Annotated in this window: 11 protein-coding genes; 5 read left to right on the top strand and 6 right to left on the bottom strand. The window is 59.6% G+C overall.

Features of this window, described 5'->3' with window-relative positions; genetic code table 11:
- Positions 1-136: 136 nt before the first annotated feature.
- Complete coding sequence (locus tag JN756_RS16215) at positions 137-1060, bottom strand: DMT family transporter (RefSeq protein ID WP_057004167.1); 924 nt, start codon at positions 1058-1060, stop codon at positions 137-139.
- A gap of 78 nt (positions 1061-1138) precedes the next feature.
- Between JN756_RS16215 and JN756_RS16220 the strand changes: the two genes are divergently transcribed.
- The 3 genes from JN756_RS16220 (at position 1139) to JN756_RS16230 (ending at position 4201) form a co-directional block, all read left to right on the top strand.
- Positions 1139-2053 (top strand): LysR family transcriptional regulator, encoded by a 915-nt coding sequence (locus tag JN756_RS16220; RefSeq protein WP_201021071.1) that lies wholly within the window; start codon positions 1139-1141, stop codon positions 2051-2053.
- A gap of 47 nt (positions 2054-2100) precedes the next feature.
- The gene (locus tag JN756_RS16225; RefSeq protein ID WP_057004168.1) at positions 2101-3642 is read left to right on the top strand and encodes an EAL domain-containing protein; all 1542 of its coding nucleotides are present in this window, start codon (positions 2101-2103) and stop codon (positions 3640-3642) included.
- Between the two features lie 196 nt (positions 3643-3838).
- The gene (locus tag JN756_RS16230; protein ID WP_017846297.1) at positions 3839-4201 is read left to right on the top strand and encodes a histone-like nucleoid-structuring protein, MvaT/MvaU family; all 363 of its coding nucleotides are present in this window, start codon (positions 3839-3841) and stop codon (positions 4199-4201) included.
- Between the two features lie 115 nt (positions 4202-4316).
- On the opposite strand, the gene JN756_RS16235 is transcribed toward JN756_RS16230, so the two are convergent.
- Positions 4317-4853: a DUF4946 domain-containing protein gene (locus JN756_RS16235; protein WP_046383529.1), complete on the bottom strand. Its 537-nt coding sequence runs from the start codon at positions 4851-4853 to the stop codon at positions 4317-4319.
- 198 nt (positions 4854-5051) lie between these two features.
- Between JN756_RS16235 and gloA the strand changes: the two genes are divergently transcribed.
- The gene (gloA, locus tag JN756_RS16240) at positions 5052-5573 is read left to right on the top strand and encodes a lactoylglutathione lyase (protein WP_057004169.1); all 522 of its coding nucleotides are present in this window, start codon (positions 5052-5054) and stop codon (positions 5571-5573) included.
- Positions 5574-5816: 243 nt separating this feature from the next.
- Here the strand turns inward: gloA and JN756_RS16245 are convergent, their stop codons facing one another.
- Positions 5817-6713 (bottom strand): LysR family transcriptional regulator, encoded by an 897-nt coding sequence (locus JN756_RS16245; RefSeq protein ID WP_126588410.1) that lies wholly within the window; start codon positions 6711-6713, stop codon positions 5817-5819.
- Between the two features lie 105 nt (positions 6714-6818).
- Here JN756_RS16245 and JN756_RS16250 point away from each other — a divergent pair, with 105 nt between their 5' ends.
- A complete protein-coding gene (locus tag JN756_RS16250) occupies positions 6819-7814 on the top strand; it encodes an aldo/keto reductase (RefSeq protein WP_057004170.1) in 996 nt (331 codons plus the stop codon).
- A gap of 129 nt (positions 7815-7943) precedes the next feature.
- On the opposite strand, the gene ahpF is transcribed toward JN756_RS16250, so the two are convergent.
- From ahpF to JN756_RS16265, 3 genes are all read right to left on the bottom strand, one after another.
- Positions 7944-9509 carry an alkyl hydroperoxide reductase subunit F gene (gene ahpF, locus JN756_RS16255; RefSeq protein WP_057004171.1) on the bottom strand — a complete coding sequence of 522 codons (1566 nt, stop codon included), beginning with the start codon at positions 9507-9509 and terminating at the stop codon, positions 7944-7946.
- 117 nt (positions 9510-9626) lie between these two features.
- The gene (ahpC, locus tag JN756_RS16260; protein ID WP_010210361.1) at positions 9627-10190 is read right to left on the bottom strand and encodes an alkyl hydroperoxide reductase subunit C; all 564 of its coding nucleotides are present in this window, start codon (positions 10188-10190) and stop codon (positions 9627-9629) included.
- Between the two features lie 133 nt (positions 10191-10323).
- Positions 10324-11256, bottom strand: coding sequence for a site-specific integrase (locus JN756_RS16265; RefSeq protein ID WP_057004172.1), 933 nt, complete (start codon positions 11254-11256; stop codon positions 10324-10326).
- Positions 11257-11294 lie beyond the last annotated feature (38 nt).

The raw sequence follows: 11294 nt of genomic DNA on the forward strand, positions 1-11294 counted from the left end.
CGAAGATGAGGGGGGAGCCGAGTAGCTTCATGGGTACATCAGTCTCTGACGGCTGAGGCTTGCGTGAGCACAAGTCCATATTCTTGTATGCGTAAATCAATTCTACACAGCGTAACAGTGTTTGTCCGCACTCTTATCAAATCCCCATTGGCCTGCTCGGAGCAAGGGGTTTGTTGCACAGGTAGATACCGAGCAGGATCACCGCGCCGCCCAACAGCATCGGCAGAGTCAGTCGCTCATCCAGCAACACCGCGCCGCAAATGACGGCGGTCAGCGGATTCAGCGCGATAAACACACCGGCGCGGGTCGCGCCGATTCGGCGGATGCCGTCGTACCAGCCGATATACGCCAGCGCCGAGCCCAGCACCCCGAGGTACAACAGGCTGAACAGTTGCGGCCAATGCACGGCGGCCAGCGCATTCAGGCTGATCCTGCCACTGATGAGGGTGGTGGCCGTCAGCATTACTGTCCCCAGCAGAATCGACCACGTGACTGTTTGCAACGCGCCCAGGCTGTGATTGAGCTCACGGGAACACAATGAGTACACGCCCCACCCCACCACGCAGCCGAAGATCAGTAAATCGCCGACCCACGCGTTGGCTGCGGCCTGCAGCAGTTGGGGATTGCGGCTGACAATCACCGTGCCCGCGCCGACCAGGCACAAGGCAATCCCCAGCCACTTGGCCGCGCCCAGGCGCTCCTTGAACAGCCACCATGAAGCCACGCCGATCACTGCGGGGTTTAGGGCCACGATCAAGGAGGCTCGCGATGCATTGATGTAATGCAGGCCGTAAAAGAAGCACAGGTTGTAGAAAAAGATGCCGAAAAAACCCAGCACGGCCAGGCGCACCCATTGCCTGGCGTCAGGGCGAGTCAGGCGCACGCGTGCGCAGGCCATGAACAGCAACAGTGCAACGCTCGCCGATAGAAAACGCAGGGTCGCGGCCAGCAGCGGGTCAAGGTCGGCCGCCAGGTAGCGGCCGGCCACAAAGGTCCCGCCCCAGATCATGGTCACAGCGGTGAGCTTCAGATAAGTCGAGCGGTCGGGGGAAGATGTCATCGGCGGGTTGCTCTGTGGCCTGTAGGATTGGCGTATCCTCCAGCTAATGATCATTCATCGTAAAATGAGTAAATACTCATGACCCTCACGCAATTGGAAATATTCTCGCGGGTCGCCGAACTGCAAGGTTTCACCAGTGCGGCCCTTCGCCTGGGGATCAGTCAGTCTGCCGTGTCCCATGCGATCAAAGCCCTGGAGCAAGAGCTGGGGGTGGAGTTGTTTCGACGCCATCAGCCCCCAATCGAGCTCAGCGACATCGGCCGGCAACTGCTGATGCGCGCCCGCACGTTGCTCGGCGTGGCCGACACCTTGCAGCAGGAAGCCTGCGACGCGCGCGGGATGAAACGCGGTACGCTGCGCATCGGCTCTTTCGGCCCCACCTCATCCAATCGCCTGCTGCCGCGCATTCTTAAGCGCTATCGGCTGCAGCATCCGGGCATTGAAGTGCATGTCGACGAAGGCCCGGATCGCCAAGTGATCCAATGGCTGGATGAGCGGCGTATCGACGTCGGGTTTGTGGTACTGGAGCACGAGCGATTCGATACGTTTGCGCTGTTCAAAGACCAGATGGTCGCCCTTTTGCCCGCCGCCCACCCCTTGGCCGAACGCCCTTGCGTGGCACTGAAGGCGCTGTGCACCGACCCGTTCATCCTCACCGAAGCCGGCTCGCTGGAACTGGTTTCGCGACTGTTCGACAGCGCCCGGTTGACCCCGAATGTGCGTTATCGCTGTTCGCAATTGCTCAGCACCCTGGAGGCGGTGAGTCGCGGCGACGGCGTCAGCGTGGTGGCGCAGGCGTCGCTGCCCGAAACGCCGGATGCGCGCTACACCGTGCGCCCGCTGTCGCCGCCGGTCAGCCGCGAAGTTGGCCTGGCGGTGCTGGATCAACGCCAGTCGACGCCGGCGACCCTGGCCTTTATTCAAGTTGCACAAAGCGTGGATTTCTCTGCCGCGGCGAGCTTAATTGAGCCCGGCCATCTATCATCGAGTTAATCCTGCGCCTTGCGGCGTTCCGCCTCCCACCACAGACCGTTCGCCCCATGCCCCTGACCGTCAACGGCCCGCAAAAACGCGCCACCCGCTACCTGATCAGCGCACTCAGCGCGCTGCTGCCAATCGGCCTGGGCATACTCATCCTGCACTGGCAGGCTGAACGCACGCTGCAACAAAGTACCGCGCAGATGGCCCAGGAAGCGGTGCGCCAGTTCGACCTGATGCTCGACAACACCGCCCTCGCCGCCCAGGCCTTGCTGCCACTGGCCGGCCAGCCCTGTGACAGCGGCGTGCAGCTGGCACTGCGCGAGCAAGTCACGCGCCGGCCGTTTGTCCGGGCAACCACCTTGTCCTGGCAGAAAAACATCTATTGCAGTTCCTTGTTCGGCGGTGGTTATGAATCGCAGGTCAACCCGGGCGATTATGTCGATGGGCGCTTGTGGTTGATGGATGGCAACCCGGTCACACCGGATACCGCGCTGCTGGTATACCGCCTGGTCGACGGCGATCAAGGCGCCTTTGCGTCGATTGACGGCTACCACCTGACCAACGCCCTGCGCCTGATCAGCCGCCACGCAGAGCTGGTCCTGCAGGTCGGGCCGCACTGGATGGGCGCTGACGGCAAGGTGCAGGACACGGCGCTACCGGTATTTGCCGTGGCCCATCACCATCTGGTGTCGCCGCGTTATCACTACAGTGTCGACGCCGGCCTGCCGGCCGGGGAAACCTGGCGCTATATGCAAGAGCGTTACCCGGCGCTGTTCAGCCTGGTGGTGTTCTTCGGTGTACTGGCGGGCGTGCTGGCTCACTGGCTGCAGAAACGCTCGTCGGCCCCGACCCACGAGCTGCAACGGGCCCTGGGTGCCAATGAGTTCGTCGCCTATTTCCAGCCGGTGGTACGCGGCGATACGCGCGAGTGGGCCGGCTGCGAAGTCTTGATGCGCTGGAACCACCCCAAGGAAGGCCTGGTGCGGCCGGACCTGTTCATTCCGCTGGCCGAGGATTGCGGCCTGATCGTACCCATGACGCGCGCGCTGCTGCGCCAGACGGCAGCGCAACTGGCGCCGCATGCCGAGCGTTTTCCCCGTGGTTTCCATATCGGCGTGAATATCACCGCGCGTCATTGCCAGGACTTGGCCCTGGTGCAGGACTGTCGCGAGTTTCTCGCGGCCTTCCCGCCTGGCCAGGTAACCTTGGTGCTGGAACTGACCGAGCGCGAGCTGATCAACCCTACGGACATCACCCGCCGCCTGTTCGATGCGCTGCATGAACTGGGCGTGATGATTGCAATCGATGACTTCGGTACCGGTCACTCCAGCCTGGCCTACTTGCGCAACTTCAATGTCGACTACTTGAAGATCGATCAAAGCTTTGTCGCCATGATCGGTGTAGATGCACTCTCGCGGCATATTCTGGACAGCATCATAGAGCTGTCCGGCAAGCTCGACTTGGGCATCGTTGCCGAAGGCGTGGAAACAATCGAGCAATGTGAATACCTGGCGGCACAAGGCGTGGATTTCCTGCAGGGTTACCTGTTCGGGCGCCCGCTGCCCTGCGATGAGTTCATTAAATCCCTGATCAGCCATTGAATAGCCATCTACCGCGCCGATGAAAGAGTGTTAATTAGCTAAAGACATGATTTACTCGTGACGGATTAACTACTACAATTTTTCATACCTGTGCAGAACTCGCAGGAAGGCTTCTTTCTTGAGTCGCCTTACAGCTCTTGGCTTATAGCGTTATCTGCAGTTGATATCAGCCAAATACACTATTGGAGTAAAGATTTTGTCCAGACTCGCCGAATTTCGCGCAGCAGAAAAAGCCCTTCAAGAGCAGCTTGCCCAGCTGGAATCCCTGAAGAACGACGCTGGCCTGAAGAAAGAAATCGAATTCGAAGAAAAGCTGCAAGCGTTGATGAAGAGCTATGGCAAGGGCCTGCGCGATATCATTTCCATCCTTGACCCTAACCCAGGCAAGGCCGCAGCGGTCGCCACCGCACCAAAACAGCGTCGCGCACGCGTGGTCAAGGTTTACCAGAACCCGCACACCGGCGAACTGATCGAGACCAAAGGCGGCAACCACCGCGGCCTGAAAGCCTGGAAAGAACAGTACGGCGCTGCCACTGTAGATTCCTGGCTTCGCGGCTGATCGACAACGCACTTGCAAAGAGCCCCGCAACAGCGGGGCTTTTTTTGTTTAAACGTTCGAATGCGAACTTAAATAACATTTCACTTTGTTCAAAAACGCTTACCGTGGGGCCTTTTCAAAGTTTCAGGCTGTCGCGCACCGAACGGACTTCATCCTTGCTCGCTTCGTATGCTTGCGCCTGGCCTGCGTATGAAAAAACAAAGGCTTTATCGGTATCAACAGCGCCCACCAATGTTTGCGAGAGTACGTGGCGGCCGTTCTCGGTAATCACACAAGTAGTTTCTAGCGCCTCAAGACGACTCAATGTTGTAGGATGCATCTTGCTGCACACACTTTGATAGCCGCCCTGGGCAAAGTCTTTCTGGATGGACTTGCGCATTTCCAGTAACACGCCCTCAAGATTGACGGCATGCCCGGCCTCGATCGGCGTGCCCGTCAACTCCATGACCATCACTGTCGCGCCATTTTCATCATTCTTGATTGCCCGTTGCCGAGACACCGGTTGAGTGTTGGCGGGCGTCTCCCCGGCAGGCTCCACTTCCTCGATTTGCCAGCCGCTGGGCCAGTGAATTTCCGGTTCGGCCGCCAGCGCCATAGGGCTACCCAATAACAAACACAACGTGCTCAACAACGCTGTACGACATTCGCTCATTACAAAAACATCCCAGGTTCAAGCGCCGAAGTTTGCGGCCCAGCCCCTGCGGCTCGCAAGGCCTGCGTGGGCTTTTTCATTTGGCGCGGCGGGCGGGCCTTGCGTATCATGGCCCAGCCGCACGAATGCTTGCCGCAAGCCAAGGGAACGCACCTCTCATCTCACGCCGCGTTTGCCCCATTTTTTTCTGGAGGGCCCATGAGCCTGCACGATCTGAACACTTTCCCGGGCGTCACCGCCCAGCCTGACACCGCCACGTCGAACTTCGTGTTCAACCACACCATGCTGCGGGTCAAGGACATCACCAAATCCCTGGATTTCTACACCCGCGTCCTGGGGTTCTCGCTGCTCGAAAAGCGCGACTTCCCGGAAGCCGAATTCAGCCTGTACTTCCTCGCACTGGTGGACAAGGCCCTGATCCCCGCAGACGCCACCGAGCGTACCCAGTGGATGAACTCGATCCCAGGCATCCTGGAACTGACCCACAACCACGGCACCGAAAACGACGCCGACTTCGCCTACCATAACGGCAACACCGACCCACGCGGCTTTGGCCATATCTGCATTTCGGTGCCGGATATCGTGGCCGCGTGCGAGCGCTTCGAAGCCCTGGGCTGCGACTTCCAGAAGCGCCTGAGCGATGGCCGCATGAAAAGCCTGGCGTTCATCAAGGACCCGGACGCTTACTGGGTTGAGATCATTCAGCCCACGCCGCTGTAAAAATCCGACACCATCAAAATGTCCGATGCCACGCCTAGCGTGAGGACATGAGACGCCAAGAAAACCTTCACGGCGCAGCCCTCCGCTCACTGAAGCACTGGCGCTTTGGTGGGCTGGGGGCCATATGGGTGTGCAGCGGTTGCACGCGTGGGCATGTCAGAACCAGGCCCCGGCAATCGCAATGACACGACCCAGGCCGGCGGACGTCATCGCGCAATTCCCAAGCGTGCCACGAATGGCGTGTTACGCAGACTCTCCATAACGGAAGAATTCTATGAAGGCCCGCAATGCAGGACGCATCAGTCGCCGGGAAGGATAGTAGATATAAAAGCCATCGAAGGGTGGACACCATTCTTCCATGACGGAAATCAGCCTGCCTGCGCGGACATCGGCCAAAACGTTTTCCTCAAACAAAAAAGCCAGCCCAATGCCGTCGAGGGCGGCCTGCCTCATCAGTTCCTGCTGTGGCAGGATCAGATTGCCGTTCACCCCGACACTGACGGCATGCCCGTCGCGCTCCAATTCCCAGCGGTAGATACGGCCACTCTGGAACCTGCGGCGGATGCAGTTGTGTGCGGCCAGGTCGCGGGGGTGCAGAGGTTTGGGATGCCCGGCGAAGTAAGCCGGGGCCCCAACGATCATGCCGCGCCGTGCCCCACCAGCACGTACCGCGATCATGTCGATCTCCAGGCTCTCCCCGAGCCTGATCCCGGCGTCACACCCTTCCTCGACTATGTTCTCAAACGTATCCGAAACGCGAATGTCGAGCTCAATCGCAGGATAGAGCGCCACGAATGCCGGCAGTCGACGCATGATGACTTCCTGGACAGCGAGGAGCGGCATCGTGATCCGTAAGGGACCAGAAGGCGCAACAGCATCCTCCGTAACTTCCGCGAACCCGGTTTCGATTTCGGCGAGGGGGCCTGTGACCCGTGCCAGAAGGCGTTCGCCCTCCTCTGTCGGGCGTGTCGAGCGTGTGGTCCTTGCCAATAGGCGCAGCCCCAAGGCGCCCTCTAACGTGGAGACCGCATGGCTGACCGCAGAAGGCGCGATGCCGAGTTGATCGGCCGCCGCGCGAAAGCTGCCTGTCTTGGCGACGGCGACGAAAACGACGAGTTGGGAGAGCTGTGTTCTGTCCATTGTTCTAAATTTTAGATCAACACAATCTCGCTTGCACGGGTTATCAGTGCTAGTCGCTCGCTCTACCCTGTTCGTATTCCGGCTAACTTCACAGAGGAACACGTTATGGAACATCGCAAATTAGGCAAAATCGACGTCTCGGCCATCGGTTTGGGCTGCATGGGACTGAGCCAGGCCTATGGCGTCCAAGATGAAACCAGTTCAATCCAGACACTGCATCGTGCAGTCGAACTTGGCGTAACCTTCTTCGATACTGCCGAGGTTTATGGTCCGTATCGCAACGAGATACTTCTGGGCAAGGCGCTCAAGCCGTATCGGGAACGCGTGGTCATCGCGACGAAGTTTGGCTTCATCTACAACCGGGATCGGAACGATTTCGGTGAAATCACCGGAACGGATGGCCGTCCCGAAAATGCCCGGGCCGTCGCGCACGCTTCGCTGAAGCGCCTCGATACCGACGTCATCGATCTCTACTATCTGCACCGTGTCGACCCAGCGGTGCCCATCGAAGAGAGTGTCGGAGCAATGGCCGAACTGGTCACCGAGGGCAAGGTTCGCGCGATCGGCCTTTCCGAAGTCTCTGCCGAGACATTGCGCCGAGCCCACGCCATCCACCCGATCACCGCGTTACAGAGCGAATATTCTCTGTGGACGCGTGATGTCGAAACCAATGGCGTTCTCGACACTTGCCGCGAGCTGGGCATTTCCTTCGTGCCGTTCAGCCCGCTCGGCCGCGGCTTCCTGACCGGCAAGGCGCCCGTTACCGCCACGCTGGAAGCGGGAGATTTCCGACACAATCTGCCGCGCTTCCAGCCTGGGCACGTCGAGGCAAACCGCAGGTTGGTGAGCGTGATCGAAGAAATCGCCGCCGCAAAAGGAGTGAGCGCTGCGCAAGTCGCCCTGGCTTGGGTGCTGGCCCAGGGCAACGACATCATTCCGATCCCCGGTGCGAAACGCCTCGAACATCTGGAGCAGAACGTCGCCGCGACCCGCCTGAAATTGACCGAAGAGGAATGCACCTGGCTCGAAGCGACGTTCTCGCCCGAAAACATCTCGGGCAACCGATACCCGGCAGCGTTTGAGGTGATGTCTCAGAAATAAAACCCGCACTGAAGGTGCAGACCTTGTGTATCGGGCAGTGGCGTAGCCCAGCAAAATACGCTACCGAAACCATCCTGAAATAAAAAACCCCATGTTTACACACGGGGTTTTTTATTTACGGCGCGGACTTCAGGCCGGCGCCGAGGTCCGGATCAGGTGATCGAACGCGCTCAGCGAAGCCTTGGCGCCCTCGCCCACCGCAATCACGATCTGCTTGTACGGCACGGTGGTCACGTCACCGGCAGCGAATACACCCGGCAGTGACGTTTCGCCACGCGCATCGACAATGATCTCGCCCCGGGGCGACAGTTCGACGGTGCCTTTGAGCCAATCGGTGTTGGGCAACAAACCGATCTGCACAAAGATGCCTTCCAGGCCGATGGTCGTGAACTCGCCATTGTCGCGATTCTTGTACACCAGGCCGGTGACTTTCTGGCCATCGCCTTTAACTTCACTGGTCAGTGCGCTGGTGATCACGTCGACATTCGGCAGGCTGAACAGCTTGCGTTGCAACACAGCATCAGCCCGCAGCTTGCTGTCGAACTCGAGCAAGGTAACGTGGCTGACGATGCCGGCCAGGTCGATGGCCGCTTCGACGCCGGAGTTACCGCCACCAATCACCGCTACGCGCTTGCCCTTGAACAGCGGGCCATCACAGTGCGGGCAAAAGCACACGCCCTTGGCCTTGTATTCCTGCTCGCCCGGAACGCCCATTTCACGCCAGCGGGCGCCGGTAGCCAGGATCACCGTCTTCGACTTGAGCGTCGCACCGCTTTCAAAACGGATTTCGTGCAAGTCACCGGCATTTTTCGCCGGCACCAGGCTGCTGGCACGCTGCAGGTTCATGATGTCCACGTCGTACTGACGCACATGAGCTTCAAGCGCGCCGGCCAGTTTCGGCCCTTCGGTTTCCTGTACCGAGATAAAGTTCTCGATGGACATGGTGTCCAGCACCTGGCCGCCAAAACGCTCGGCCGCCACACCAGTACGGATACCTTTGCGCGCAGCGTAGATAGCCGCCGCCGAACCGGCCGGGCCACCGCCGACCACCAGCACATCGAATGCCGCTTTGGCACTGATCTTCTCGGCGGCTTTTTCGATACCGCTGGTGTCGAGCTTGGCGAGGATTTCTTCCAGGCCCATGCGGCCCTGGCCGAAGTTCACACCGTTGAGGTAGACACTTGGCACGGCCATGACCTGGCGCTCATCGACTTCGGCCTGGAACAGCGCGCCGTCGATGGCCACATGTTTGATGTTCGGGTTCAGCACGGCCATCAGGTTCAGCGCCTGGACCACGTCCGGGCAGTTCTGGCACGACAGCGAGAAGTAAGTCTCGAAGCTGAACTCGCCTTTGAGCGCGCGAATCTGTTCAATCACTTCGACACTGGCCTTCGACGGGTGGCCACCGACTTGCAGCAGGGCCAACACCAACGAAGTGAATTCATGCCCCATGGGGATGCCGGCAAAACGCAGGCTGATCTCGGCACCCGGGCGGTTGATGGAGAACGAGGGCTTGCGCGCATCGTCACCCTCGGTTTTCAGGGTAATCAGCGTGGTGAGGCTGGTTACGTCCTGCAAAAGTGCAAGCATTTCCTGGGATTTCGCGCCGTCATCGAGGGAGGCGACGATCTCAATCGGCTGGGTGACCCGTTCCAGGTATGACTTCAACTGAGCTTTAAGATTGGCGTCCAACATACGGGCGATTCCTTTGAATTTGGTAAAAAAAACGCCCGAGCGAATCTCGCCCGGGCGTTTTTGAGGGCGGTTGCAGCTTACTTAGGTGCGGAATCCCGCCCTTGATGTGTCACAGACTTAGATCTTGCCGACCAGGTCCAGGGACGGAGCCAAGGTGGCTTCGCCTTCTTTCCACTTGGCTGGGCACACTTCGCCCGGGTGGGCAGCGACGTACTGAGCGGCTTTGATTTTGCGCAGCAGCTCGGAAGCGTCACGACCAACACCGCCGTCGTTCAGTTCAACGATCTTGATCTGACCTTCTGGGTTGATCACGAAAGTACCGCGGTCTGCCAGGCCGGCTTCTTCGATCAGCACGTCGAAGTTGCGGGAGATGGTCAGGGTTGGGTCGCCGATCATGGTGTACTGGATCTTGCCGATGGCTGGCGAGGTGTTGTGCCAGGCAGCGTGGGCAAAGTGGGTGTCGGTGGAAACGCTGTAGATTTCGACGCCCAGCTTCTGGAATTCGGCGTAGTTGTCAGCCAGGTCTTCCAGCTCGGTCGGGCAAACGAAGGTGAAGTCGGCCGGGTAGAAGAACACTACGGACCATTTGCCTTTCAGGTCAGCGTCAGACACGTCTACGAAGTTGCCGTTTTTGTAGGCGGTCGCTTTGAACGGTTTTACTTGGCTGTTGATGATAGGCATCGTTGACTCTCCGTCAGGGGTTGGTAAGTTGATGAAGTGAATCCTACCCACTCTCTTGGCCGATGGCTCATTGGCAAACCTGATGCTCGCGATTGGCTTTCTCTATCAGCCGACAGTATTAATAGAAGAAACCTCAAATCAGCGGCGCAGTTGCCAGGGTCATGCCTAGAAAGGGTGTCGCTTCAACATAGCGCATGGCGGATTTCATGTCGTTCCAGCCGACGTAACTCATCAACGACTTCAAATCCCAACCACTGCGATGGGCCCACGTGGCAAAGCCCCGACGCAGGGAGTGGCTGGTGTAGTGCTCGGCCGGAATGCCCGCACGCTCCAGGGCCTGGCGCAGCAGCGGGATCACGCTGTTGGGGTGCAACCCCGCCTCGCCCAGGTTGCCCCAGCGGTCAATCCCGCGAAACACCGGGCCGCGGACCAGCGCCGAAGCGCTGAGCCATTCACTGTAAGCCTGCACCGGGCACAGCCGCAGCAATGCCGGGGTTTGGTAGGTCTTGCCGAGGTTGTCGCGGTCGCTTTTGCTGCGTGGCAGGTACAGGCTGATGCCGGCCCCGGGCACGGCCTGGACGTTCTCGATGCTCAATCGGCACAACTCATCACTGCGAAAGCCGCGCCAGAAGCCGAGCAGGATCAATGCACTGTCGCGTTTGGCGCGCAACAGCCGGGCGGGGTCCTGGGCTTCGCTCGCTGCGCGCGCCTCCCCTTCCAGGCATGCAACCACCTGTTCCAGATGCTTGAGCTGCAACGGCTGCGCCTGCTTCTCCCGCGCCGGGTGTACTGCGCGAATTCCCTTGAGCACCTGGCGCACGACCGGCGCCTTGGTCGGGTCGGGAAAACCCTGGCTCGTATGCCATTGCGCCAATGCCGAAAGGCGCAACTTCAAGGTATTCACCGCCAACACCCCGGCATGGGCCACGAGGTAACGCGCCACGCTGTCGCTGGTGGCGGGCAGGAATCCGCCCCAACTCACCTCGAAGTGCTCGATGGCAGCGCGATAGCTGCGGCGCGTGTTATCGCGGGTAGCGGCGTTTAGGTAACGATCCAGATCGCTCATGAAAGCCTTTTCGTACTGCTGATAGGGCGCACTCACGG

The sequence above is a fragment of the Pseudomonas sp. Y39-6 genome (assembly GCF_023651955.1).
Taxonomy (GTDB): domain Bacteria; phylum Pseudomonadota; class Gammaproteobacteria; order Pseudomonadales; family Pseudomonadaceae; genus Aquipseudomonas; species Aquipseudomonas veronii.